The organism is Stenotrophomonas oahuensis, assembly GCF_031834595.1.
Taxonomy (GTDB): Bacteria; Pseudomonadota; Gammaproteobacteria; order Xanthomonadales; family Xanthomonadaceae; genus Stenotrophomonas; species Stenotrophomonas oahuensis.
Window position 1 is genome coordinate 2,215,015 of the sequence record NZ_CP115541.1, and the last position, 25,309, is coordinate 2,240,323.

25 protein-coding genes are annotated in these 25,309 nt (G+C 64.2%); 12 read left to right on the forward strand and 13 right to left on the reverse strand.

Features of this window, described 5'->3' with window-relative positions; genetic code table 11:
• Positions 1-29 precede the first annotated feature (29 nt).
• From PDM29_RS09695 to PDM29_RS09705, 3 genes are all read right to left on the reverse strand, one after another.
• Positions 30-524, reverse strand: a complete 495-nt coding sequence (locus tag PDM29_RS09695; protein WP_311193615.1) for a hypothetical protein — start codon at positions 522-524, stop codon at positions 30-32.
• 177 nt (positions 525-701) lie between these two features.
• Positions 702-1,205 (reverse strand): hypothetical protein, encoded by a 504-nt coding sequence (locus PDM29_RS09700; protein WP_311193616.1) that lies wholly within the window; start codon positions 1,203-1,205, stop codon positions 702-704.
• A 415-nt stretch (positions 1,206-1,620) separates the two neighbouring features.
• Entirely contained in the window at positions 1,621-2,436 is an 816-nt protein-coding gene (locus PDM29_RS09705; protein WP_311193617.1) for a hypothetical protein, read from the reverse strand.
• A 232-nt stretch (positions 2,437-2,668) separates the two neighbouring features.
• On the opposite strand from PDM29_RS09705, the gene PDM29_RS09710 reads away from it, so the two are divergent.
• The 4 genes from PDM29_RS09710 (at position 2,669) to PDM29_RS09725 (ending at position 4,628) form a co-directional block, all read left to right on the forward strand.
• A complete protein-coding gene (locus PDM29_RS09710; protein WP_311193618.1) occupies positions 2,669-3,130 on the forward strand; it encodes a hypothetical protein in 462 nt (153 codons plus the stop codon).
• 114 nt (positions 3,131-3,244) lie between these two features.
• The gene (locus PDM29_RS09715; RefSeq protein ID WP_311193619.1) at positions 3,245-3,622 is read left to right on the forward strand and encodes an XVIPCD domain-containing protein; all 378 of its coding nucleotides are present in this window, start codon (positions 3,245-3,247) and stop codon (positions 3,620-3,622) included.
• A gap of 117 nt (positions 3,623-3,739) precedes the next feature.
• Positions 3,740-4,156, forward strand: coding sequence for a hypothetical protein (locus PDM29_RS09720; protein WP_311193620.1), 417 nt, complete (start codon positions 3,740-3,742; stop codon positions 4,154-4,156).
• Between the two features lie 97 nt (positions 4,157-4,253).
• On the forward strand, positions 4,254-4,628 hold the full coding sequence (locus PDM29_RS09725; RefSeq protein ID WP_311193621.1) for a hypothetical protein: 375 nt from the start codon (positions 4,254-4,256) through the stop codon (positions 4,626-4,628).
• A gap of 122 nt (positions 4,629-4,750) precedes the next feature.
• Here PDM29_RS09725 and PDM29_RS09730 read toward each other — a convergent pair whose 3' ends face one another.
• The 3 genes from PDM29_RS09730 to PDM29_RS09740 all read right to left on the reverse strand — a co-directional run bounded on the left by PDM29_RS09730 (position 4,751) and on the right by PDM29_RS09740 (position 9,019).
• Positions 4,751-5,545 carry an NYN domain-containing protein gene (locus PDM29_RS09730; protein ID WP_311193622.1) on the reverse strand — a complete coding sequence of 265 codons (795 nt, stop codon included), beginning with the start codon at positions 5,543-5,545 and terminating at the stop codon, positions 4,751-4,753.
• 70 nt (positions 5,546-5,615) lie between these two features.
• The gene (locus PDM29_RS09735; RefSeq protein ID WP_311193623.1) at positions 5,616-8,513 is read right to left on the reverse strand and encodes an XVIPCD domain-containing protein; all 2,898 of its coding nucleotides are present in this window, start codon (positions 8,511-8,513) and stop codon (positions 5,616-5,618) included.
• Positions 8,514-8,524: 11 nt separating this feature from the next.
• Positions 8,525-9,019: a hypothetical protein gene (locus PDM29_RS09740; protein WP_311193624.1), complete on the reverse strand. Its 495-nt coding sequence runs from the start codon at positions 9,017-9,019 to the stop codon at positions 8,525-8,527.
• 246 nt (positions 9,020-9,265) lie between these two features.
• Between PDM29_RS09740 and PDM29_RS09745 the strand changes: the two genes are divergently transcribed.
• Together PDM29_RS09745 and PDM29_RS09750 are read left to right on the forward strand one after the other, a co-directional pair.
• Positions 9,266-10,621, forward strand: a complete 1,356-nt coding sequence (locus PDM29_RS09745) for a DNA cytosine methyltransferase (RefSeq protein WP_311193625.1) — start codon at positions 9,266-9,268, stop codon at positions 10,619-10,621.
• Positions 10,618-11,640, forward strand: a complete 1,023-nt coding sequence (locus tag PDM29_RS09750; protein WP_311193626.1) for a DUF4928 family protein — start codon at positions 10,618-10,620, stop codon at positions 11,638-11,640. The genes PDM29_RS09745 and PDM29_RS09750 overlap by 4 nt, the downstream gene beginning before the upstream one ends.
• Before the next feature lie 255 nt (positions 11,641-11,895).
• Here PDM29_RS09750 and PDM29_RS09755 read toward each other — a convergent pair whose 3' ends face one another.
• Positions 11,896-13,221, reverse strand: coding sequence for a Smlt3024 family type IV secretion system effector (locus tag PDM29_RS09755; RefSeq protein ID WP_311193627.1), 1,326 nt, complete (start codon positions 13,219-13,221; stop codon positions 11,896-11,898).
• A gap of 24 nt (positions 13,222-13,245) precedes the next feature.
• A complete protein-coding gene (locus PDM29_RS09760; RefSeq protein WP_311193628.1) occupies positions 13,246-14,112 on the reverse strand; it encodes a Smlt3025 familytype IV secretion system inhibitor in 867 nt (288 codons plus the stop codon).
• Between the two features lie 207 nt (positions 14,113-14,319).
• Between PDM29_RS09760 and PDM29_RS09765 the strand changes: the two genes are divergently transcribed.
• The 4 genes from PDM29_RS09765 (at position 14,320) to PDM29_RS09780 (ending at position 17,247) form a co-directional block, all read left to right on the forward strand.
• A complete protein-coding gene (locus PDM29_RS09765; protein ID WP_311193629.1) occupies positions 14,320-15,456 on the forward strand; it encodes a YncE family protein in 1,137 nt (378 codons plus the stop codon).
• A 319-nt stretch (positions 15,457-15,775) separates the two neighbouring features.
• A complete protein-coding gene (locus PDM29_RS09770; RefSeq protein ID WP_311193630.1) occupies positions 15,776-16,570 on the forward strand; it encodes a hypothetical protein in 795 nt (264 codons plus the stop codon).
• A 75-nt stretch (positions 16,571-16,645) separates the two neighbouring features.
• Positions 16,646-17,053: an XVIPCD domain-containing protein gene (locus PDM29_RS09775; protein WP_311193631.1), complete on the forward strand. Its 408-nt coding sequence runs from the start codon at positions 16,646-16,648 to the stop codon at positions 17,051-17,053.
• A gap of 20 nt (positions 17,054-17,073) precedes the next feature.
• Positions 17,074-17,247 carry a hypothetical protein gene (locus tag PDM29_RS09780; RefSeq protein WP_311193632.1) on the forward strand — a complete coding sequence of 58 codons (174 nt, stop codon included), beginning with the start codon at positions 17,074-17,076 and terminating at the stop codon, positions 17,245-17,247.
• 7 nt (positions 17,248-17,254) lie between these two features.
• On the opposite strand, the gene PDM29_RS09785 is transcribed toward PDM29_RS09780, so the two are convergent.
• The 5 genes from PDM29_RS09785 to PDM29_RS09805 form a co-directional block, all read right to left on the reverse strand.
• Positions 17,255-18,184 carry a GAF domain-containing protein gene (locus PDM29_RS09785; protein WP_311193633.1) on the reverse strand — a complete coding sequence of 310 codons (930 nt, stop codon included), beginning with the start codon at positions 18,182-18,184 and terminating at the stop codon, positions 17,255-17,257.
• A 135-nt stretch (positions 18,185-18,319) separates the two neighbouring features.
• Complete coding sequence (locus PDM29_RS09790; RefSeq protein ID WP_311193634.1) at positions 18,320-18,688, reverse strand: hypothetical protein; 369 nt, start codon at positions 18,686-18,688, stop codon at positions 18,320-18,322.
• Between the two features lie 39 nt (positions 18,689-18,727).
• Positions 18,728-21,964 (reverse strand): nSTAND1 domain-containing NTPase, encoded by a 3,237-nt coding sequence (locus tag PDM29_RS09795; protein ID WP_311193635.1) that lies wholly within the window; start codon positions 21,962-21,964, stop codon positions 18,728-18,730.
• 81 nt (positions 21,965-22,045) lie between these two features.
• Positions 22,046-22,807, reverse strand: a complete 762-nt coding sequence (locus PDM29_RS09800; protein WP_311193636.1) for a hypothetical protein — start codon at positions 22,805-22,807, stop codon at positions 22,046-22,048.
• A gap of 169 nt (positions 22,808-22,976) precedes the next feature.
• On the reverse strand, positions 22,977-23,819 hold the full coding sequence (locus tag PDM29_RS09805; RefSeq protein ID WP_311193637.1) for a class I SAM-dependent methyltransferase: 843 nt from the start codon (positions 23,817-23,819) through the stop codon (positions 22,977-22,979).
• A gap of 135 nt (positions 23,820-23,954) precedes the next feature.
• Here PDM29_RS09805 and PDM29_RS09810 point away from each other — a divergent pair, with 135 nt between their 5' ends.
• Together PDM29_RS09810 and PDM29_RS09815 are read left to right on the forward strand one after the other, a co-directional pair.
• Positions 23,955-24,437 carry an REP-associated tyrosine transposase gene (locus tag PDM29_RS09810; RefSeq protein ID WP_311193638.1) on the forward strand — a complete coding sequence of 161 codons (483 nt, stop codon included), beginning with the start codon at positions 23,955-23,957 and terminating at the stop codon, positions 24,435-24,437.
• On the forward strand, positions 24,434-25,309 hold the full coding sequence (locus PDM29_RS09815) for a hypothetical protein (RefSeq protein ID WP_311193639.1): 876 nt from the start codon (positions 24,434-24,436) through the stop codon (positions 25,307-25,309). Before PDM29_RS09810 ends, PDM29_RS09815 begins: the two co-directional genes overlap by 4 nt.

A 25,309-nucleotide genomic window follows, 5' to 3' on the forward strand; every position in this document is an offset into this window, starting at 1 on the left:
AACCAACGATTGATGTGGGTCTTCAGAAATTACGCTTCCTGCTTGAAGGCCGGATCGTCGCTCAAACGCGGGCCCGGCGGACGCCGGCGTGCATCGGCCACAAGACGATGGAACGCATAGATGGCGATCGTGCCGCGAACACTTACAAAGGTCATCACGCCAGACACGACAAGTGCGGGCACCGAAACGTCACCCTGCGCGATCCTCAGGAACGCCCCCAGCAACCCGATCACACTGATCACCAGTGTGCCCACGGCCACCAGCGGGATGCGCTTGTAGATGCCAACCGCAAGGGGCACATAGATGCAGGTCGTAATCCCCAGTCCAGCTGCGAGGAAGGTGCCATAGGGCTGATTGCCGAGAAGCAGCACCAATGCCGCAACGGCAGAAATGGCGCTCAGGACGGCGAGCAGCAACCACATGTACTTGATGGGGCGAGTGATGGAGACCGGAACCTCAATGACCCAGCTTTCGACGGGTCGGGCGGGAAGGGGCTTTGTTGCGTGGTACGGGTCCTGATCCATGGCGTGCGACTCCAGTTGAAGGCTGGCGAAGGTTAGCGCTGGCGTGGGGTGCCGGGAATAGGATTTTTCTGACACTCCGTAGAGCCGGGCTTGCCCGGCTGCTGTCCGCGACCCAATTCAACGCCCGACGCACGCGGGGCAACAACACGTGTAAAGCCCAGCCGGGCAAGCCCGGCTCTACGCATCCTGCTTCTGTGCGAACGCGGGGTCGTCCGCCAAACTGGGGCTCGATCGGCGCTTTCGCGAAGCTGCCACGAAGCTATGGTAGTCACGAATGGCCTGCGTACCGCGAACACCGATGATGGTGGTAACAACACCCACGATCAAAGCAAATATCGAGGGCGTGCCTTTAAGCAGGCTGAAAAGCTCCATGACCAGCGAAAGCCCGTACAGCACCGTCACGACAACGGCAACCCAGTAAACGCGGTTGTACACGCCAAATGCGCAGGCTGCGTTGATGACCGCCGTCATGCCGAAGATCGCGGCCAGGAAAAGCGCCATCGATGGCGCGGTGAGGACCTGGTACCCACCCCACACCACGGCAATGCCGGTCTGCACAGCGAGCAGGATCCAAAGATATGTGATCGGTCGCGTGATTTCGCCGGGTACCCCGGTGGCAGAGCCGTCGGCGGCGGTGCTGAGTTCAGCCTTGCCGGCCAGATAAGGGCTGTTTTCTTCCATGATCTAAACCTCCGTGGTTGATGCCCGCAGCATACCCCGTAGAGCCGGGCTCTGCCCGGCTGCCTTTTTGCGACTCACATCAACGCCGGAAGCGCATGACGCGGCGTTACAGGGCTGGGGGGCAGCAGGTGGGTCACCCTCAGACTTTCCCGATAGAAGAATCCATCCAATCCCTACAGTCTGGCGGCACGACTGGGCACAACACCCACGCCACCGGAGAATGAGTATCCCGTCCAAACCGTCGCAGACGGATGGGGATCATTGCCGCGCCGAAATCGCTGACTCTGGTAGCGTCGGTCGACAGACGACGGCCGATAACACCAATCGCTGCTGGAACGCATGACCTTCGAACGGAGACGCGCTTCTACGTTGGCGGTCCCTCGTCACCGTGCCGATCGCCGCTACCGGTCGTCGTCTATCGACCGACGCTACCGGTTCCACCAGCACCACCCAGTACCTTGCAGCTGGCACTACAGGCATCCCCGCGGAAAGCCTCCGTCAGCCTGGCGCGCACCTCATTATCAATGCGCCCCTCCGAGTCGTGCTTCTGCAGCGTCTTGTCGATGGCATCCAGGGTTTCCTTCCGCAGCTCAGGCGTCATCGCACTGGCCACCTCGAGCAGCACCGGCAGTGCTTCTGCGGTAGTCCGCGCGCGGCTGTTGGGATTCAGGTCGGTCAGCGTGGCCCCCATGACCAGCATGGAGATTCTAGGCTTCAGGTCATCGAGCAGCCGCCGCATGTCATCCAGCGTTGCCGCATCGCCAGGGCTGACACCGCGCTTGAGCAGCTCACGACTCTCAATGTCCAACTGACGCGCGGCGCACAGAATCTGCATGTTGGTGGTGCGGTCCAACGCCACGGACAGGCGCGAAAGGATATCGCCGGGATCGGGCGTGGCCTGCGCAAGACGCACCAGCTGCACGGTGGCGCTGTGCCCGTTCTCGCACGCGGTACGCAGGTCGGGCAGGACTTCGGGGCCGGCATCGGCCCGTGGTACCAGCACGGGGTCGGCAATATCCATCGCAACCATCATCGCGGTCACCAGGGTTTCCCGGTCGGGCACGTTCTCGGGGGAAGCCGCATCAGCCAGACCGGTCAGCGCGTGCAGGCGCTCGGTCTGCTGCAGCAATGGGCTGACCGGGGGCAGGGTGACTGTGGCCTGTGCGGTGCCGGCCAAAGCGGCCAGCGCGGTGAAGCCGAGCAGGCGTGTACGTAGAGCGACGACGTCCATGTTGCATCCTTGTCATTGATAGGCATCCAGAGTGTAGCCCTTTCGGTAGAGTCGGCCGACAGGCGACTGCCGTGAGGCCCACATCGCCCGGTAACGCATGACCTTCAAGCGGAAGGAGCTTCTTCATTAAAGTTCTCTCCCGGCCGTGCCGATTCCCCTTACGGGAAGCCATCTGAATGCCGACAGGGCGTGGCGGAGCCAGCATGATCAGCGCCAAAGAGGGAGTTTTGAAATGTCATTTCTAGACGAGGCAATAAAGGCGATGGCAATCAATCGCGGGAAGGGGGGCGCAGCGGTCGGTGCAGCGGGAAAGATCTTCGACAACCTCACACCGGAGCAGGCGAAAGCCATTGCGGACTCGGTGGAGGCGGTGGCCAAGAGCAGCGGCCCTTCATGGGTAGCCGAAGAGACCACCGAGCAGACCACGGAGCGTCACACATCAGACTTCTATACGGCCTCGATCAACAAAGCCGAATCTGAAGAAGAGCGTGACCGGATCCGCAAGCAGCGCGAGGAAGAGCTAGAAGCGGTCCGAAAGATGCGCGACGAGCTTCGCAAGGACCGAAGCAATAGCCAGCGCGGCATGGCGCTGCTACCCGTCCTGGCCATTGCGGGGGCAACGGCGCTCGTGGTCGCGCTCGGTGCCAGATACGTCAAACTGGACGAGGTCATCGAGCTGCTCGGTAAGGACTGACGAGTCCGGTGCCGGCCTGGGGTGGCGTCCGTCGCCCCCCAGTCGCATTCCGCGGCGTTTCACACCACAATGTCCGGGCACCATCGAACCGGCATCAAGGAAGGAACCCGCCTAGTGTCCAAGCACCCCAAGTCCGCACCGCCATCGCCAGACGATCTGCCGCTCGAGCCCATGAGCCCGGCGCTGCCGCAGCACCCGGACCACGCCATGTACAAGCAGATCCGCCAGCACGTCACCAAGCTGGACAAAGACCACGGCCGCACCTTCGATGACGTGAGCGAACGCCTCACCAGCAGCCTGCTCGCCCTGGCCAAGGCCAACTGCCTCACCCGCGTGGACCACGTGGTGCTCAGCAATCCCACCGACGAGTACCCCACGGCCCACAACGTGTTCGTGGTCGAAGGCGACCTGGACAACCCGGGCCATCGCCGCGCCAGCATGGAAACCATCGTGGCGGTCACACCGCCCTCGGAAGACGAGGAGCCGCGCTGAGGCCGCGCGAAAAGCGACCACACGCGACATCACAACGTCGCAAACGCCTCTACTTCACATCTTCACGCACGCCTATCCTCCTCGGGCATCACCCGACAGCGCAAGGAGCAGCGTGCAGTGAACACCACGAATCACCTCATCAGCAGCCGAGAAGAAGAAAAGCTGCGCAGGTCGGTCTGGGAGACCGGCGACTGGCTCACCGCCGAGCAGATCATCGCGTTGGCAGAAATGAGCGACTACCCACAACGCGTGCAGCCGGATATGTGGAGGAAGAAGGGCATCATCTTCTCCATCCTGCGCAACGGCGTGGAGTATTACCCCGGCTACGGCCTGGACCAGGACGACGGCTTCCGCCCCCTTCTGGCCATGACCATGGTCACCAAGATCCTCGCCCCGCACAGGGACTGCTGGGGCATGGCGGTGTGGTTTGCAGATGGCAACCCGCTGCTGGATGGACTGTGCCCGCAAGAGCTGCTGGAACTGGAGCCGAAGAACGTAATCGCGGCGGCGCTGGCCCTGGCGAAGGCAACGTAGAGCCACGCCCTGCGTGGCTTCAACCCAGTGTGATACGGTCCACTTGCGGCCGCCAACCGGCGAGCCCCGCCGTAGAACTCATCCATAAGGACCATGCATGAACGAAGCCACCCAGGAAGCACTCTTCGACCGCCAGCTCATCATCGACGGCTATCTGCACGATAGAAGCCCGCTGCTGCAGCGCCTGAGCGTGGCGGGGCTGTTTGAGGTCGACTCACCGGTGAACGCGCTGAATCTTCCGGTTGAACGAGTACTTGCAGAGAAGCTCGGCTGCGCCCAGTTCTGCGCCGAGCCGATCCCCAGCTATCGCGAAGGCATGCTGGGCCAGCTTCAGAAGATCGAGAACTCCACCCAGGGTCAAGCAGCCATGCAAGGCGATGAAAGCAGCCTGCGTTCTGCAGCGGAATCGATAGAGAATCTGCAGCTGACCATCAAGGCGGCGCTTATCAACGGCGACCTCGTCCTCGGCTAGATTTGAGGATGCCCCTCGTAGAGCCACGCCCTGCGTGGCTTCGACCAACCCAACCACCGCGAAGCCACGCAGGGCGTGGATCTACGGGGAATCATTGTTGCGACGACGCGCATGGCGCGTCGCTACGCGGTGCATACGGGCTTCTGACCCTTGCTTGCCGATACCAGGCTCACCGACGAGCTGCCACCTTCCTTGTGAAGCTTCAGCTGGCCATAGCCGTTGACCATGGTTGAAAGCTTCGCGTGCCCGTACTTCGAGGTGGTGAAGCCAGGGTGGCTCCTGCTCAAGTGTTGCCCCAGCGCATTGAGCGGCACCTTGCCGTTCGGGCTTGTGGCCGCAAGCTCGCTTACCTCGTCAAAGAAAAACTGAGGACAGCTTTTAGACTGTGGGCCAGTAGCCTTCTTGGCCGCCTTCTTCGCGGCAGGCTGGGGTGCCGGCGGCGCAGGCTTCTTTGCCTGGGTAACTGCCGGCGGCTTCGTCTTGCTTGAAGTTGCCTCTAGAAACCGGTCGCAGATCTTCCTCAATGGGGGAGGAGTCTTCGCATCGCCTACAACGTAGACCGTGGCACCCCGCTCCCTGAGCTTTCTGCACAAACAGACAAAGTCGCTATCGCTGGTTACCAGAACGAAGGTGTCCGCACGCCCATCAAGCAGTGCTTCCAGCGCTTCGAGCGCAAGCGCGATGTCGCTGGTGTTCTTCCCGGATGCGTGCTGAAACTGCAGGCAGGGAGCAAAGACCTCACCCGCGAGTACCTTGTTCCAGGTCCCACTCAAGGTCGTCTGGTTGCCGTAGCCGCGCCGAATGGTGACCCGTCCCGCCTGAGTGGCAATCGGCATGACGAAGTCAACGATATCCGGCGGGACGTTGTCGCAGTCAATCATGACTGCGACCTTTGCCTGTTGCTGAGCGTCTTTCATGATCACCCCCTTGATCACGTTGGATTTCCCAGGTTCTATCGGGCATCGCGAAGCCACGCAGGACGTAGCTCTACATGTGCATTGCGGGCTGTGCCTGTTCGCGTCCTTGTTGGCGTGCTTGCTCCTGCTTCACCACCTCCGCCTGCTCTAGGTTCTGCTGGGCGGGCTGAAGCATGGCTTCGCGTCCGTCCACCACCGCATTGAAGAAGGGCGGTTTGTCGCCATGGGGAGCATAGGTGGCAATCACGTTGTGCTCCCCATTCGGCCCCAACGCGCCCGTCACCCGGTCCACACGCTGGAAGGCCGGGTTCTCCGCCTGCTTCCGGTAGAGCGAGGCCGCCACGTTATGGCTCTGCTCCTCGTTCCAGTTGCCGGTCTTCTCCACCCACGTATGAATCTTGTCGTAGGCCGGATGGTCGGGGTGATTCGGGTGGTTGGGCAGGAGTGGTGGAGTAGGCGCTTGTGCCCCTGGATGCGGTGCGGTCACCGTTACAGCGTCCAACATAGGGGCGCTGCTCTGCGTCGGCGCGGGTGAAGCCGCCAGCTGGGCCTGGTGCCGAGCGACGTCTTCCACCGTGGTCGCGCTGTGCAGCACCACGCGGTTTCCCCCATCATCGCGGAACACTGCCACGGCACTATCCGCGCTTGGTGCATGAGTGTGAGGGTCCGGCATGAGCTCCAGCGTTATGCCTTCCGCATTGCCAGACTGTGCCAGCTTCTGCTGCACGGCGGCAGTGGTAGCGTCCAGCTGCTCGGGCGTACGCTCGATGCCATGCTTGGCGTACAGATCTTCCAGCTGGCCGCGTATGCCTTCAGGCTCAAGCTGCCGGTTCTCCCAGATCTGATCGGCCATCTGGCTCAGGCCCTGCACGCCGGCCTCCTGGCTTTGCCAAGTGAGTTCCAGCTCATCGCGCAGATTCAGATTGGCCGTACTGTCGAACAACACGCCGTCGTGAAGCCACTGCCCGTCGGATTGACGCGTGTAGGTCTGCCCGTTGCTGGCCTTCAGGGTGTCAGGGTTGTCGCGGGCGTTCTGGATGGCAGATGGAATAGCGGAGCTATCGCGCGTGGCGAAGTCATCCCAGCGCTGCTGTTCGTGGGCCACCATGTAGCGGGCGGCGAGGGCGGCCGGGGTATTGGCCGCATTCTGCGCAATGATGGTGCGCGATTGCTCATCCAGTATCGGCAGGCGTTCGGGATCCACCGGCTCACGATGGTTGCTCGGCGCGCGGCCATCGACCCGAGTCTGGATCTCCAGCATCCACTCGCCGCTGCGCGCGTCACGCACGTAGTCGCGGCCGATCTCAAAAGGTGCGCGCGGCGGATAGGTTTCCGCACTGGCGTTGATGTGGTACGGGTCGCGCGCAGGTGGCAGATTGTCCAGTCCCAGCTCGTAGGACGCCGTTGCGGCTTTGTGATTGAGCTGGCGCTCGAGCGTCCCAGTGGCCACATAGCTGGAGCGGAAGGTAACGTCGTTGCCCAGCGCATCCTGCACAGGGCGCACTTCGACGCCTGTGCCCAGATCAGTGCTTTGCACCTGTTGCTGGTGTGCCCCGCGATACCACCGCCCGTCCGGATCAGCAGGATCGCGCCGCCACGTGCGTCCGAGCGAATCCTCTTGTATGTAAACGCGGTCGATATCCTTCTGCTTTGCCCAGTTGTCGCCAAGATATGCACCAAAGGCACCGCCGCCGATGCCGCTGATGATGGCCCCGGGGCCGGTCCACGAACCTGTCGTCAGGCCCACGCCTGCGCCAGCGATGAAGCCGCCCACCGCGCCGCCGACATTGCGACCCACGAAATGTGCTGCGGTGGAGTCGGCGGCGGCGTCATTGCCTTGAGAGTGCAACTGCACCCACTTGTGCCCCGTGGTGCCGAAGTCGTGCGCCATGAGCGCAAGGCCGGCAATGCCGGCGACCTTCATGCCGGGGCCCATGCCGCCGGGCACGCGATGTGGCGCGGCTTCGACGGCAACTTCGGCGGCGGTTGCGGCACTCGGTGGGCCGCGCGGTGCGCCGGGTTGGCCGGGAGCACGCTGCGGCGGTTCCGGAGCCTCAGCGGTGAGGCGCGGGCCGTCGAGCGGCACTCCGCGCGCTGCGACCCAATCGAGCCGTGCGGTGGTCATCTCGGCGAGGCTGAGCGACTTGTAGTCGTCCAATGGGCGCGCGTATAGGGTTCTGGCTGGCGCGTCATAGCCTTCGATCGGCATGATCTCCAGGCGTATTTCGGCCACGGTGACCGCCTTGGTGCCATTGGCGGATGCGTGCTGGGCGAGGGTGCGCTCGAGCGCTTGGTACTCGGCAGCGGATTGGCTGACGAAGGCGAGGGGGTCTGGCCCGAAGGCGCTAACGGGATAGCCGTTGATGCGGGTGTTGGGGTGTTCAAGTGCCGTGGGCAGCTCGAAGTTGCTGAAGCCGCGATTGGCTGGGGCGTTTTCGACAAAGGCGACCAGAGGCTTGCCTGTGGCAATGGCGTTCTCGAAGTAACGCGGGCTTCCGGCGTTCCACATCATGTCCTGGAGGGCTCCGCTAGGAGTTCCCATCGGAACCAAGCCCTCCGCAATCAAATGACTCTTGAACTTCTCCATGGCACGCAGGAAGTCAGGGTGCTGGGATGGATTTTTCTGGATGTCATTGATGTACTCGCCCCACGGTGTATTGCCGATGATTCCGGCGCGATCCTTGGTCTGCGTTACGTACGCTTCGGCGTTATCGAAGTTGTACGCTTTATGGCTGTCCTTGCCGGAGAACCCGACGTACTCCCGGCCGGCTGCGAGTTCCGGCGGAAACTGCTTCATCTTGGCTTCGACGAACTCGGCATAGCTGGTAGCACTATCTGGTCCTGAGCCAGGAGACTTCAGGTACTGAATGACCCGATCCATCTGCTGTGGGGTGATAGGGCTATCATCAACGTTGGTTGCCGGCGTCAGCGTGGTTCGCGCGAAATCATCGAAGGTAAAGCTTGGCATCGTGGTTCTCCTTAACCAGCATCTGACGAAACAAACGCCTCCGCGAGCACAATCACTCCATCCGCGCGGGGTACGACATCGGCAGGGACACGTATGGAGTGCCGGGAAAGCGCGTCAATTCCAGAGAATACGAGATACCTCTTGTTGACCAAGCTGCCAGATTCCGTCTTGAATCCATCAAGCAGGCCTTGGGCCAACTCACGGAGATAGGTGAAATCGTCATCCTGGCTTCCGAGGATCGGCTTGACCCTCAGTGCGGCGGCAAGGGCGGGATCGGTGCTCAGGTCAATGGTAAACAGACGCTCGTGATAGCCGGGGCGCTTAATGAAGTACTCAACTCCTCCGACGCCCATTCCGGTGAGTCTCTCTTCGGACCGATGGAATGAGTACTGGTACTCCACTTCTCTAGCGTCTCCAGAAGCGGCATCAGCCTGCACACGTGGCTCGCCTATGGAAATTCCATTCGCTTCGTAAAAAGGTGTCTTGATTTCGGAGTTCAGATCCATCAGAACGCTTCGTCCCTAAGTTAAGGTGATCAGTCCGGGGATAGGCATGATGCCGGTTGTACCCCTCATCCCTGGCCGGCCCAACCATCGTCCCCCAACCCGATGACAGGCACAACCCGACCCACCCGGTCTTCAGTCCACCGAACTCCAAACCACCCACCCAATCTCTTGCCCTGAGACCGCGATCCCGTATCATCACAGGGAGCCAAAATTTGGCGCCAACCTGTCCTGGACGCTCCGCACCACATGAAAGCCCCCGCCCCTGAGCGTCGCACCAGCCTGCGCCTGTCGGCCGAGCAGCACGAAGCCATCGAGCGCCTGTGCCACCAAGACGGCGGCAAGGTGCCGATGAGCAGCTGGATCGCCCGGGCCATCGAGGACAAGATCGCCCGCGATACCGGCGTGGCCGAAACGCCCGGCGTCGCTTCCGGCACGGGTGGGCATCGCTTCTATGAGTTCTTCGCCGGCGGCGGCATGGCCCGTGCCGGGCTGGGGCCGGAGTGGCAGTGCCTGTTCGCCAACGACTTCGAGCCGATGAAGGGCCGCGCCTACCGGGAGAACTGGAACGGCGGCCACGACCTGCTGGTGGATGACATCAACAATGTCAGCCCTGCGCAGTTGGCCGACGAGGCCGACCTGGCCTGGGCGTCGTTCCCCTGCCAGGACCTTTCGCTGGCGGGTGCATACAAGGGCATCGGCCACTGGCAGGACAAGCAGCAGACCCGCTCGGGCACGTTCTGGGTGTTCTGGCGGCTGATGCAGTCGCTGCAGAAGGAAGGCCGCGCGCCGCGCATCATCGTGCTGGAAAACGTGTACGGCGTGCTCACCTCGAACGAGGGCCGCGACTTCGCCGCCATTGGCAGCGCGTTCTCCAGTGCGGGCTATCGCTTCGGTGCGCTGATGGTGGATGCACGCCACTTCGTGCCGCAGTCGCGCCCGCGTGTGTTCATTGTGGGCGTGCGCGACGATGTGGAACTTCCGGCCTCGCTGCTGGGCAGTGAGGCGCACCCCACCTGGCACCCGCCCCGTATGCAGGAGGCCGTGGCTGGGCTGAGCAAGGCTGCCCGCAAGCAGTGGTTGTGGTGGAACCTGCCTACGCCACCGGCGCGTGCGCTGCACTTCGTGGACGTGATTGAAGACGCGCCGACCGGGGTGAAGTGGGACACCGCCGAGCGCACCCAGAAGCTGCTGGGCATGATGAGCGAGGCCAACCGCAAGAAGGTGCGCGAGGCGCAGAAGGCGGGCCGGCGCATGGTGGGTGGCGTGTACAAGCGCACCCGCCTGGACGAGGACGGCAACAAGGTGCAGCGCGCCGAAGTCCGCTTCGACGACATTGCCGGCTGCCTGCGTACGCCGTCCGGTGGTTCCAGCCGGCAGAGCATTCTGGTGGTGGAAGGCCGGAAGATCCGCTCGCGCCTGCTGTCCCCGCGCGAGGCGGCGCGCCTGATGGGCCTTCCGGATACCTACCGCCTGCCACCCAACTACAACGACGCGTATCACATCGCCGGTGACGGCGTGGCCGTGCCGGTGGTGCGCCATCTGGCCGAACACATCTTCGAACCGCTGCTGCAGCATGCGCAGCGTGCCGAGGTGGCGGCGTGAGTCTGTTTCCGGACGCAGCGGCTCCGGCTCCGGCTGCGGATGCCGCGACGCTGACCGCAGACACGGACTTTCTGCAGGCACTGGTCACCTACAGCCAGCAGGCCAAGGTGAAGGGCAAAGGCGCACTGGCCGTGATGCTGGTGGTAAACGACCATGCCCGCCGCGCCGCTGCCAGCGGCACCTCCTTGAACGCCGATGACCTGCTCACCGAGCAGGGCGGGCAGGTGCTGGGCCTGGGCCGTGCCGCGGTGCAGGCCATCCTGGCCCAGCACGGCATCACCCGCGTGCTGGCGGAGGAGGGCGGCCGCACCAGTCGCGGCAGCATCGGCTTCATGCGCGGCTATGTGGCGTTCCTGAACGAACAGAGTGCCTTGCGTGGTGCGCTGGATCTGGCCGCCGCCGAGCGCTTCTGGATCAGCCGCGTGGAAGCCTTCTTCGCCGGGAAGCCCTTCAGCATGAAGCTGGATGCCGCCTGGAGCCTGCGCACCGCCGTGCGTCACCTCACTGCGCAGGCTGAAGCGCGCCAGAAGGAAGCGGGCGGCACCATGTACCTGGGCACGATGATGCAGCACCTGGTGGGGGCTACGCTTCAGGTTGTGCTGCCGGAAGCCGAGAAGGCGCTGGTGGTGCACCACGGCTCCAATCAGAGCGACCAGAAGCCGGACCGCCATGGTGACTTCGACCTGGGCGATGTGGCGGTGCATGTGAGCACTGCGCCGTCAGAGAGCCTGATCCGCAAGTGCGGGGAGAATCTGGGTAAGGGCAAGCGGCCGGTGATTGTGACCACGCGTCGTGGGCTGCTTACTGCGGAAGGGCTGCTGGAGAATGTTGGTATTCACGATCGCGTGGACGTGATCGAGTTCGAGCAGTTCATGGCGACCAATGTGCTGCAGTTTGGGCGCTTCAGTGTGGATGGGCGGCGTGAGGACTTTCAGCTGATTGTGGACGCGTACAACGACGTGGTGGAGAACCATGAGACCGACCCGAGCCTGCGCATTGAGATGAGCGGCGGGAAATAACGGGGGGCTTCTTCGTTCTCTGGTCATGCGTTACCGGGCGTTGCGCTGCCATCGGCGGTCGTCTGTCGACCGACCCTACCATTGCCAAACATCGCGACCGTGCCGCGCATTGCGGCCGCCGGTACCCCTCTGAACGCCCATTGATGCTGCACGGGTAGAGTCGGTCGCAAGACGACTGCCGATAACCCCAATCGGCGCATTAACGCATTGACCCCACCAACGAAACGCCTTTGGCGGAATCCACGCCCGACGACATCACCCCATCCGGATCGCCGGATTCTCCCGTCCCTGCCGCTCAACCTCCTGCTGCTGGCTCTGCGCCAATGCCTGCGCGCGATCCGCACTCGCCACTTCCAACCGCTGCAACGACTGCTCCACGGGCGTCTGCACAGCGTCCTGTGTGGACATCGCCGCACGTCGGTGCGCAGGATCATTCAAATCTCCCTGCACAACAAAGACGTTGCGACCGGGGCCATGTTCGGCAGTGGCAGCACTCAACACCACATGATCAGCTCGATCTAGATTGTTCTCGCGCGCCAGCGCCATCACACTGGCGGTCATGCGTTCGCTGAACTCGTCAAACGTGCGGCCATGCTTCGCGTCCAATGCAGCTACCTGCTCGCGAACCTGCTGCATCAGCGGATACTCGGGATGGCCCGGGCCGATGTCGGCAAGGCGGGTGATTGGCTGGTTCTTGTCTGGAACATCATCAACAGAACCGGTCTTCGGACTTGGCGTAATGGTTCGGAAGGTGTCTTCCTCATGAAACTGAGTCGACTTTTGCTGACGCTCCAGGCGTACTGCGCGGGCGTCGTTCAGCTCTGCTATGCGTGCGGGATCCTTCTCCTGCTCGTGGAATACATCGCGGCCCCCAGTTCTGTAGTTCACCCACGTTCCGGTTTCCTCGAAGTAACGCGAGTACTTGTTGTGGCTGCCAATCACGTTTGGATCGACGGTGTTCCGACTATCCGTCAGCTGACCTAGCTCCATGACCCCAAGCTTCACCAAGTAGGACCCGCCGTGTCGTGCTCCCTTCTCTGCGAAAGAGTCGACCATCGTGTCCCACATGCGGTTTACGCCCCAGTTGTCATTTACCAACATGTTCTGCCAGATATCTTCCACCTTCTGCGGACCAGAGTCTTCTTGTGCGGCCTGGAGCAGCACGCGAGGTGTCCAGCAGTTAGGGTCCAGATCATGTAGTTCGAAGGCTTTGTCATGGGCTAGCATCACATCCTCGCCCGGTAGATTAAGCGCCAAATCGGGGCGGCCTTCGCGAGTCCAGTACCTGCGCCGTTCCAGATCCTCAAGTAGGAGGGTCTGACCAAACTTTTCCCAGTCGCGCTCAGTCGGCTCCTTGTTCTCAAACCGAGAGCCGCGATCATGCTGGTGCTTCGCGTAGTCCTGAGCATAACTGTTCGCAACTTGACCCGGCAGATTGTCGTTACGAACAACGCCCAGCGCCAAAGTGCCGTATCCGTCAGCTCCAGGAAGCTGAGAAAGGTAGTTCCAGTACAGCTCGCGATTCCCAGCGTTGGCATGGCTGGCCAAGATGCGTAGGTCAGAATCCGTCCGTCCATTCATCTAATGCTCCTTATAAGTGGCGGATCAACTGACCTTGGAACGGGCTAGAACGCCGCGGATGGCGTCCTCCATTCGCTTCCAGTCTTTGAGAAAGACTCGCTTGTAGTTGATGCTGATCGAAAGGCGATCGTTGATATCAGTGATGTAGTGAACGCAGCCTGCGGCAGGGAGCTCGCCCGGGACGTCGATGATCTCGGCACCATCAAGCCTGACGCCATCCCTGACGTGGGCCTTGCTTCCGCACTTGATGTACGTACTAAGTCGACCGTCGGGAGCGCGCGCCACGTACCAATCTTGTTCCGACAATCGACCACGCGGTGGCGGTGTTCCGTACTTCGCCTCGTAGGCCTTGGCGAACAGTGCCATCTTCGCTTCGTCAACTGTGTAGGGGGTCAACCCCATGTCCTCAGGTTGCGCTACTCGCAAGTCCAGTCGCTCTTGCGGATCATCCCGCTCGAGCGAGTCCGGCGGTGTGATGGCCTCGTTGGATGCATGCCGTTCCAGCGACGTTTCTATCGGCAGTCGGTCGACGTAGTTGACAAGAATCCGGATCTCCTTCCGGAAATCATTCGTACGCGGATTCGCCCGCGCGCCCGGCGCACTCGGCCCCATATCCGGCCACTCGATCACCAGGCTCACCCCCTCGCCCGGCCACGGCGCGATCTGGCTGTCCAGGTAATTGGCCGGAATCCGGAACGTATGTGGTCCCAGCTTCACGTCCACAGGCGCGTCGGTATAGGTGTGCCCGTTGACGGTGCGGCCGACCTGGGTAGTCTCGGACATGGTCGAATTCCTTTCTGGTTCCGTAGGTGGTGCCTTGGCGCAGGCACTGGCGCAGACCGCAGCCGCAATTGCCAGCATCACGCAGCGCCCGGATGACATCACACGCATAGGGCCAGTCCATTGCATTGAGTGCGGCCAGTATAGGCAAGGCTGCCGGAACGCCGCCGGAACCGTGTCGCAATCTGCCTGCGCGGCCGACCTCTGCTACCATATCGCCCTCAGCCAGCCTGCCCACGCCGTTCCCGTTGTGTGGGTCGGCCGCCCTCCCGCGGCCGCGCGAGCCAACCTCCTCCGCCTCTTTCGAAGGACGCTCGCATGCACCCCCGTACCCTGTTCCGTTCTGCCGCGCTGGCACTGGCCATCTCGCTCACCGTGGGCGCACCGTCGGCCTTTGCCGCTGAAACCGCCGCTACTGCCGCCGCAAACGTGGTCCGCAAGCCGGTTGCCCAGGGCCTGTACGAGCTGGCCTTCAGCCCCACCCAGAACGCCGTGTTCGTCGCTTCCTCGGGCGGCTTCGGCGACAACGCCGGCCCTTCGCAGGTGCTGCGTCTGAACCCGGAAACGCTGGCCGTGGAAAAGGCAATCCCGCTGGAACGCAAGGCCTTCGGCGTGGTGCTGGATGACGCGCACAACCGCCTGTACGTGGGCAACACCGTGGACACCTCGGTCACCGTGGTGGACACCGCGAACAACAAGGCCATCGGCATCGTGCAGCTGATGGAAAAGAAGGTCGGCAAGGACGGCAAGGCCGCCTACACTCACGACCTGCGCGAGCTGGTGGTGGACCCGGCCAACAATCGCCTGTACGTCACCGGTCATTCCGGCGAAGGCAGCGTGCTGTTCGTGGTGGATACGCAGAGCCTGAAGCTGATCAACACCATCCCGGGCCTGGGCAACGCAAAGGCTCCGGGCCTGGTGTTCGACGCTGCCAACAAGCGCGTGCTGACCTCGAATCTGCTGGGCGAGGTGGTCACCGTGGGCACTGAATCCGCAAAGGTGGAGCAGCGCTTCAAGGTCACCGCCGAGCAGCCGATGAACCTGGCACTGGATCCGACCGGCAAGCGCCTGTTCGTCACCGACCAGGGCCTGGAGATGATCCGCAAGTACCAGGGCACCAGCATTCCGGGCTTCGTGTCCAAACACCCGGGCAAGCGCGTGCTGGTGCTGGACCCGAAGACCGGCAAGGAACTGGCCAGCATCCCCACCGACGCCGGTCCGCTGGGCCTGTTGCTGGACGCACCGCGCAAGCGCCTGTACGTGACGAACCGCGAAGCCGGCACGGTCACCGCGTATGACAGCGACAGCTACAAGCAGGTTGCGACGTACGCAGTGCCCACGCATCCGAACAGCCTGGCGCTGGATGCGAAGAACAACGTTCTGTACGTGACCGTCAAGAATGGCGAAAAGGACGAGAAGGGCAGCGAGGAATCAGTGGCCCGCATCGCGCTGTAACCGCGGCACGGGAACCTGGAAAGCGCGAAGAGGCACGCCCTGCGTGGCTGCTCTTCATTCGGCACCACGAAGCCACGCACGACGTGGCTCTACGCCGGGGTGGGATCTGGTAGGGACGGTCGAAAGACGTCCGCCGATGACATCCATCGGCGCATTAACGCATGGACCCCGGCCGGGCATGCGCTTCTGCCACGGTGTCTCCCCACGAGATAACGCCGTCGCCGGGACACAACTTTGGGAGTTTTCCTACACCCTTCGGCCACCGCCGAGGGCAGAATGCCCGTCATGACCCAGCCGGGGCGGCAACGGAAATGCAGTCATGAACGCCGAAGAATCGATTCGTCTTGCACTCGGCATCGGCCTCCCGGCTTTGATATCGGTGTGGCAAGCCGGCGCAGCGGAAGCAGCGAGGTTCCCAAAGGAGGTAATCGGTACATGGGACCTGGGTCCAGAAGCATGCAAGCTCCCGGTCAATCCCGATTCCGATACACCAATCGAGATCCAGCCCCAGCGCCTGCTCGGCTTCGAAAGCACGGACACGCTCAGGCGGATAGCCCAGATATCAAATGCCCCTGTCGCGTGGTCGGTATCCACCGAGTCCAACCTCGCGCTAGGCGTTGGCGTAGACGAGATCTATGTCCTGAAAGGTGATCATCTGACGATCACGGATGGTGAGGCGGTGCGCAGTTACCGCAGGTGTGGTGAGGTTCCTTCGGCTGGCCTGCAACAATGCCCTTCAGCCGAATTTGGCGAGTTCCTGAAAGGTTTCGCTTCCTCACAGGCGGCTGCGCTGCGAAGGCAGTACACCCGGGAGCCATTGGCGTATGAAACCCCCGCCGGCGTCGTTGAAGAGCAGGGTGCGGCGCGGCTCAATCGATTCAAATACAGATACCTTCCAGAGTTCGAACTGTATGTCTCAGAGGACGTGGCCACCAACCCGGTATCGTTGGACGGCATGAGGCGCGGGGTGTTCAACGCACCGGTATCCGTTGAGGCTCAAACTTCAGGCAGCTATAGGGTCACCTTTGGAATGGAGTACGAGAGTGACAGCTATGTGTTCGAACGCCACGCAGGCTGCTGGCAATTGATACGCGCGATCAATCTGCGTGATTGAGGGGGCAGCTGGCACTCACACGGATCCTGCTACGATTGAGGCGTCCCCCAACATGCCGCTCGCTCGAGGTTTCCCATGTCCCACGACCCCAACACCCAGCAGAACCCCCTCCTGGCCCAGTCGCGCGACGCCATGCAGCGGCTGGAAACCACCTTGGGCCGCCAGTTCGACCAGAACAGTGAACGCATGGCGGCCAGTGCAGCCTGCCTTGCACAGGACAGCGGATTGTCGCGGGTGGACCATGTGTTCCTGAGCAACGCCACCGAATCCAAGCGCCAGGGCGAAACGTTCTTCGTGGTGCAGGGTGACCCGGCCAACCCGGCGCACCGCCGCGCGCATATGCCGACCGAGCAGGCGTTGAATGCGCCGCTGGAGGCATCGTTGCAGCGGTTGCAGGGTGTGGATGCGCCGTCGCAAAGCCAGAGCCGGCAGCAGGAGCAGAATGAGCAGTTGGTGCAGCAGCAAGGCCCGCGCGTTGGGTAAGTAAGTCGCAATGATGCGCCATGCCTAAGACCACCACGCCCCCTTGGAAGAAGCCCAACCCTAAGAAGCGCAAGGGCCAGCCGCTCTCTGCCGCGCAGAAGGACGCAGCAAAACAGCGCGCCGAAGAAAACGGGCGCGCCTATCCGAATCTGGTCGACAACATGTGGGCGGCGAAGCTGCCGCGCGGGGACTAGCGGCGCGTCAGCGCGCCGCGTCCTTGGCCTCGCTTAGTGCGCGGTCGGCGCGCAGGAACAGCACGTTGTTGGATTCCCCGGTGCTGGTGGTGCCGGCACCGATCAACAAACGGGTGCCCAGCACGCTGGTGACGGACTCGGCCGCCCGCTGGAACCGCTCCAGCGTGTGTTCGGGCTTGTCGGTGCCCAGCACTGCAATGAACTCGCCACTGCCGGTGACCCGGTTGATGCTGTCGCCGCGCTCCAACTGCAGGCACTGCTCCAGCGCCTGGTCGAGCAGGGTGAGCTGGCGGTCCAGGGTGCGCTCGCCGACACGGCGGGCCACGTCATCCAGCTGCTGCAGCTCCAGAATCACCACGCTGTAATTGCCGCCCGTGGTGGGCGCGGTGGGGCCGTCCACCGCCACCGCCTGTTCGAGAATGGTGGACACCTGCTGCTCGCGCTCGCGACCGTGCCCTTCCATCAGATTCATGGTCAAGCGGGCTAGGGCCTGCAATGCGTCACGCTGGGTCGGATTGAGCTCGCGTGGGCTCAGGTCCACCACGCACACGCTGCCCACGGCTGCTCCGGTTTCGGTCACCAGCGGCATGCCGGCGTAGAAGCGTGCGCCGATCTCATTGAGCACCGGGTTGTCGGCGAAACGGCTGTCCTGCATCAGGTCGCCAATTTCCATCAGCTGATCGGGTTGGCGGATGGCGTGGTCGCACACCGCGACGTTGCGCTCGGTCTGGTGACCGTCCAGCCCGGTGCGGGCCTTGAACCACTGGGTGTCGCGGTCAATCAGGGTGACCAGCGCCATCGGCGTGCCGCAAACGGCGGCGGCCACCTTCACGATGTCATCGTAAGCCGGTTCGGGCAGGCTGCCGACGATGTGCAGGGCATCAAGCGCGCGCTGGCGCTCGGCTTCGTTGAGGGCGGGGGTGGGGCTCAAGGACATGCAGTTTCCTGACCTACGTATGGCTCAAGCCGTAGCGTAGGTCAGGAGTGGTGCGCACCGGGTTAAGCCCAGGTGGAGGGCGTGAACCGATGATTCAGCTGTGTTCACCATGCGCTGGCGAACGGTCGCGCCGCATCAGTCCGGAACGTTGATCACCTGCGGGTCGCAGACGATGAACTTCTTTTCTTTGAGGGTATCGTCGGTAACCACCACGGCCACGTCGATCAGCGCATTGGCCGTCATGTTGTCGAACATCCTGGCGGTCTTGCCGCTTCTTGCAACCTTCGCAGGCTCCAGCTGACCGCTGGTGCCGTTGTCGACCACGGCGAAGATGCGAATGCCCTTGGAGCAGTCTTTGGTCAGTCGGAAATGAAGGTAGCCCGGCTGGGTGGCCATGATGATGGCGGGCGAGAAACTGTAAAAGTACTTGCCCCCGCCCGTATTGCCACCCTCTTCAACGCGAACCACGGTGAGATCGAACGTATCGTCTAGTACGGCTTCCATGTTTTTCCCCCTGCTGTGAATGTGCCAACCGGCACGAAATCAACGAATCAACGGTGGTGCAGGCTGCAGATCCGCCAGCAGCGGAGACAATCGCTGCCACAGGTCGCGTGCTTCGCGATCAGTGGCACGTTGTTCTTCGCTGCCCAGCCACAGCGCGGCCTGACGCAGCTGCTCGGCGTGCGCGCCCAGATGAGCGGCATCGAGCTCAGCGCGCAGCACGCTGGTTTCCGCACGCAGCAGGCGCTCGCGCCGCGACGGCTTCTCGGTCGCCGGCATCTCATCCAGATACCCCTGCGCCTGGGCGAGGCGCTGCGCAGCCGTTGCTGCTGCACCGGCGGCATGGGCAAGACGGGCCGCACCGAGCGCCGCGCGGATCTTCAAACGCGGCAGCTCACGCACCTCGGCACCGCTGTCCAGCAGCGCACCGAGCAGGCGGTCAGCGGTCACAAAGTGCGCGGTGGCGTCAGTCAGATTGCCCACGTCCAGGGCGAGCTCGCCGGCCGTGCGATGGGTGACGCTGCGGTCGCGCGCCCAGTCGCTGCGCTCGGGCTGTGCTTCGCCAATCTGGTCCAGCAGCCGGGTGGCGGCCACCAGGTCGGCGTGTGCGGGTTCGCGCTCGCCCAGGCTGGACAGAATCTGCCCGCGCAAGGTATGCAGCACTGCTTCGCGGTGCTTCCATTCGGCATCCTGCGGTGCGCGCTCGCGTACCTGCGCAATCACCGTCAGTGCTTCGTCATAGGCAGCGCGGGCCTGTGGCCACTGACCCAGCCGGTCGTGCGCGCTGGCCACCCAGGAAAGACTATCGGCCAGGTCAGCACGCAGGCGCACATCATCGGGATTGAGCGCCTGCGCGCGGCGTTTGTACTGCAGCGACTGCTGGAACAGCTGCAGCGACTGCGCATTCTGGTCGGCACCGCGCGCCAGCGTGCCCAGGTTGTTGAGCGCGTAGGACGCTTCCAGCCAGGCCTTGGAGTTTTCAGGCTGCAGCTCGGTGGCGCGCACGGTGGCCTCGCGGTAGCCGTTCCAGTGCTGCAGCGCGACCGGTGTTTCATTGCGCACGAAGCCGATGTAGCCGTTCCAGTAGTGCGACTCGCCGAGGGCCAACTGTGCCTCTGCCGATTCCGGCTGCTCTGCCACGACTTGTTTCGCCAGTGCCAGCGATTCGCTGGCCAGCGGTGCGGCCTCATCCAGTGCACCGCGCGCCACGCGGATGCGCGCCAGCTGGCGCAGCACGCGCGAGCGTTCCAGGCGCGTGTCCTGGCTGCGTGCCTCGGCACCGGCCAGGTCGTGCTGGATGCGGGTGCCCACTTCGTCCAGCAGGTCCAGACGGCCGACCTGCTCCAAACGATCGGTCAGGTCGCCCAGCATGTATTCCACCAGCCCGGCGGCGCGCTCGCGGTCCTGCTCGGCCTGCAGCCGGGCATGGTGGGCGACGCCGAAACCGGCCATGGCCACCACCGCCAGGGTGCACACGGTGCCGATCGCGCCGCGCTTCACCCAGCGCTGGCGTTGCTCGCGCTGGGCCGAGGCGGCGACCAGCGAGCGCGAGGTGGCGTCCAGCACCTGCGGGCGGCGCTGCAGCAGGTCTCGCGCTTCGTCCAGCAGGCGGCCGCCGGGCAGCAGCAGGTCGCGACGCTGGTCTTCCTGCTGCCAGCGCTGCGCGGCCAGAAGCAGGCGCTCGCGCAGGTGCAGGTCGTCGCGGTTGTCGGCCACCCACTGCGCAGCACGCGGCCAGGCACTGAGCAGGGTTTCATGCGCGATCTGCACGGCGGGGGTGTCGTCCTCGGCGGTGCCGGCCAGCAGACGGTTGCGCAGCAGCGCATCCACCAGTTCGCGTTCGGGGCCCGGCTGGAACACCTGCAGTGGCGCGGCCACGCAGCTGATCTGCTCGCCGCTGGCCGAGTACCGCACCAGATGCACCAGCACGTTCGGCAGGCTGGCGCGTGCGGCGGGGGAAAGCCCTTCCATCACCTGTTCGGCATGCTGGCGCAGCGCGCCGTCCAGCCCGCCAATCGCCGAATAGGCGGCGAAGCCCAGCCGTCCGCCTTCCTCGCGGTGCTCGTACAACAATTGAAGCGTGTACTGCAGCAGCGGCAGCGCGTGGCGCTGGGCCACGGCGGAATCGCGCAGCACGTCGTCCAGCCGGCCGTCGGGGCCTTCCTCGAACGACAACGCCGCCAACTGCGCCGGACGACGGATGATCTCGGCAATTTCCGCCGGCCCCGGCGGAGCCAGGTCGACATGGCCGCTGGGTTGTTTCAGGGCCAGCAGCGCGGGCACGTTGGCCAGGGTGGCGTAAGCGCTGCTGCGGCAGGCCGCGACCACCGCCACGTGGCCGCTGCGCACCAACTGGCCCAGCAGGGTGGCGTCCCGGGCCAGCTGCGCCGGGTCGCCGTCTTCGGGGAAGAAGTCATCCAGCTGGTCGATCACCACCACCAGTGCCGGCGCGCGATCCCCCTGGCGTGCGCCCTGGGCGCTGTGGATGCGGTCGCCCAGCTGCTGCAGGGCGCGCTCCGGGGTGTTCTGCAGCGACTGCTGCCACGTACTGACCTCATGCCCTTCCAGCAGGGCCGGCTGCAAGGTGGTCACTAGCGCATCGGCGACGGCGGCGGCCAACGTGCGGGTGCCCGGGCCGCGGCCGGGGATGCGGGCAATGGCCACCACGTCCAACGCGCCGACGCCTGGCGGTGCCAGCCGCGGAATCAGGCCGGCGTTGAGCAGCGAGCTCTTGCCGCTGCCGCTGGCTCCGACCAGCAGTACGAAGGCGCACTGCTGCTGCCATTGCGCTTCCAGTGCCTGCACCAGGGTTTCCACAGCGGCGCTGCGGCCGAAGAACACGCCGGCGTCGTCGCTGTCGAAGGCCTGCAGGCCCCGGAACGGACTGCCCGGCGTGGCCGGCGCGGCGGCGTGTGCCACTGGGCCGCGATACCCGGCCGGCAGGGTCACCGGCGCAATCAGCCGGTAGCCGCGCTTGCGGATGGTTTCGATGTAGCGGGGGGCCACCGCGCTGTCGCCCAGCGCCTTGCGCAGTTGCGCGATCGCCTTCTGCACCGGGTTGTCGCCCAGGCTGACGTCGGCTCCGCATTCCACCAGCAGGCGCTCGGGGCTGACCACGGTGCCGGCGTTGTAGGCCAGGAATTCCAGCGTTTCCATCGCGCGCGGCTCAACGCTCACGCGTCCGGCGTCGCTGGCCAGTGCGTTTTCCTTCGGGTAAACGATCCAGTCGCCGACGCGGAAATGCGCGACGGCCGGACCCTGCGGGGTTTGTTCGTTCAACGCACTGCCCTTTCTGGCTGTCAGCGCACACGACCGGTGGCCGATGCGCCGATAGTAAGGCAATGTGAAGACGATCGTGCTTCAAAGCAGGTCGCTGGCCACCCCGCGCGCAGGCCAGGCCGTATCCATGGCCGGCGGCTGCGCGCGCCAGGAGTGGCAACCCAGCCGGAACAGCGTGGGTTGGTCACGCCCGGAAAGGCCCTGCACAGGCAATTGCACCGAGAGCACCAGGTCCACCCGGGCGTCCTCGCCGGGCATATGGCCGTGAGTGTCGATGTGCAGGGTCAGGGTGTCTTCATAGCCGGCGGGCACGGTGGCCAGGCTGCTCACCCAGCCATTGGCACGGCCCAGCACGAACGGCGCGATCTGCAGCGGGCCGTTGGCGTCGCTGCCCAGCACCGAGAACGTCCAGGCCGGCGGGCATGCGTGTGCACGCAGCTCCAGCTGCATCGCGGCAGTGCTGTCGCGCTGCTCGTAGCGGGCCTGGAAGGTGTAGCGGTCGGCCATGCCGTAGGCCACGCTGCGCTGGGCGTGCCCCGGGTGGCGTTCGAAGAAGGTCTTCAGGTCCTGCACGCTGCGCAGGGTCACCGGCGGCACCAGCAGGCGCGGGTGCGGGGCCAGCGGCTGCAGCAGGTCCGGCCAGCAGGGCAGCGGCGGGTGGCCGATGGCCACGAACAGCTGGCCGGGGGTGTCGCTGCCGATGCCGTTGGCGCAGCGCATGAACACCTGGTTGTTCACCGCCGGCAGGTGCGGCAGTTCCGGAGCCGTTTCCCAGCCCGGGCGGCTGTCGTCGCCGGGCAGGCCGCGCCGGAACAGCGGCTCGCGGGGGTCAGCGCCGCACATGGCGGGAGCCTGGTTGGCGGTGATCGGCGGCGGGAGCGTGCATGGCGGCAGACCTCGTGAAGCGGACGGGATGTCGAGGCCCGAGACTGCTCATACGTGGCTGACGAAGCTTGCCGGAAACCTTCCGGAGGGGGCAGGTGGTTGATCTACAAGGAAAAATAAAAATCGCTCAGCGCTTGACCGCCAGCACCCCGTCCAGTGCCAGCTCGGCCTTGAAGCCGGCCTTCTCAAGCCGCTTGGCCACCTCGCGCGGCACATCGCGGCCGCTGGTCAGCTTGTTCGGGGCCCCGGTGTAATGGAACATCCGGCCGCCCGGGCGGATCACCCGCGCCAGCTGGTCGTAGAACACCTGCGAGTACAGTTCGCCGGCAATGCCGAAGCGGGGTGGGTCATGCAGGATGGCGTCCACCGACCGGCTCTCCAGCCCTTCGATGGCCTGTGAGACGTCGCCGTGGGTCAGCGACAGCCGGCCGCCGCTGCTGGCCGCGTCCGGGTCGGGCGACCACGGGTTGAGGGTGCGCAGCCAGAGCACGTCGGGGTTCTTCTCGAACGACTGGATCCGGGTCACCCCGGCTTCCAGGCAGCAGGCGGCGAAGTAGCCCAGCCCGCCGCAGGTATCCAGCACGGTCTTGCCGGCCGGGGCCACCAGCGCCACCTTGCGGCGCGCGTCCTCGAACGGGGACACCTGGGCGCTGGGCAGCATCTTGATGCCGTCGATCTCGAAGGTCGGCGCGTCCCACTCGGTGGGCACCAGCTTGATCAGGGCCGAGCCGAAGCGGGAGACCGGCAGGAACTCCTCGCCGTCCCAGTAATACAGGGTGCGGTCCTTGGTCTTGCCGGGGTAGGCATAGGTCACACCCTGCCACTGCCAGTGGTCGGCGGCCAGGGTGGCGGTGCCGGTGCTGCGGCCCAGGTCGAGCGAGCCGGTCCATTCGGCGGCTCCGCTGTCGCGGGCGCGCAGCAGCGCTTCGGCCAGGGGGCGGGTGAGCAGGGGACCGGTGTAGTGTGGCACGGGCGTTCGGGCAGGCACGGGGGTGGGTAGGGTACCCGAGCCGGTGAATTCCTACCGGCCGACGCGTCGCCGCCCGACCCGCGGCCGTGGCCTGGGCTGATCGTGGCCGGCCGGCGGGGTTCGCACACTGGGGTCATGGACACGCCCCGCCCGTACGCCCCGTTCGAGAACACGTGGCACTTCAGTGCCTACCTGCGCGACCCACGCAGTCACCTGCTGGTGGAGCACGCCGAGGTGCTGCGGCGGGCCTTCCGCATTGCCCGGCAGACCCGCCCTTTCATCCTGCAGGCCATCGTGGTGCTGCCCAGCGAACTGCACGGGGTGTGGACCCTGCCACCGGGCGACGACGATGGCGAAGGCCGCTGGCGGCAGGTCCAGGCGGTGTTCGATCGGCAGCTGCCCGGCCAGCCACCGCGCGCGCTGCTGCGTCGCGACCGCTGCGCGCGGCCGTTGTGGCAGGCGGATTTTCCGCAACAGCGCATCGTCGATGCGCAGGATCTGCAGCAGCAGATCGCCCGCGTGCATCACAGCCCGGTGTTGCACGGGCATGTGCGCGAACCTTCGCAGTGGCGGTACAGCTCCATCCACCGCCGCCAGGGTGGGCGGAATGGCGCATGACGGTTGTTTACAGGGGATGGCATCACCGCTGGGCGCGCTCACCGCGCCGGCGTCAGCTGCATATCCGCGGCTCGCCGCTGCGGTGCACCTCGGGTGGAGGTGCGAACTCTTTTAGGGAAGTGCTGAACAAATATGAGAAGAGTTTCATGGTAGCGCCGGCCGTTGGTCTGCAGGCTGACAGCCTTCCATCAATTCGGGAGTACTCGATGAAAAATCTGGTAGGGCTGCTATTTGCAATGAGTTCCGCGTCCGTCCACGCTGGCGTTCCCGAGGCTGGCGCAGATCGGACCGTCTTTGACAAAGCGGGTCAGAGGACGGTCATCAGGGCAGTGGAAAATGTCGGGCGCACCAACCAGGTCGACCAGCGTCTTCGGGTAATGGCAGACGGCCGACTGCGCTACGACTTCAATGAGCAGAGTGAAGTAACGAAGGAATACCACCGCTCTTACTGCGAGCATCTCGGCATGAAACCGGTGATCGAGGGAGAGATCCTGTTTGGCGCTGACGCCAGTGGCTGGCACTGCAGCAACGTCCGTGAGCTTTACCCGGATGAGCTCGCCGACCTTCAGCGGTTCCCACTCGACTACGTTCACGCCGTTGCACCTTCAGGGTCTGTGCAGAGCCATACGAACTTTGCGTTGGAGGGTTCCGCGCACTATCAGAGTAGCGTGGCAGGCTCGATGAGGGGTGTTTCCCATGTCGACAACCGCTGTCACACCGAATTCTCCCAGTACTATGGCTTCCCTTTTACGGGGGACCATCGGGCGAAGGTCGCCTGCCGCGCTCATGAGCCACGATTCATGAACTCGGGAATGGAAGCTTGCGTTCCAAACAAGTGTGGTCGGGCGACCGGGACAGTTTCTGTGCGGTAA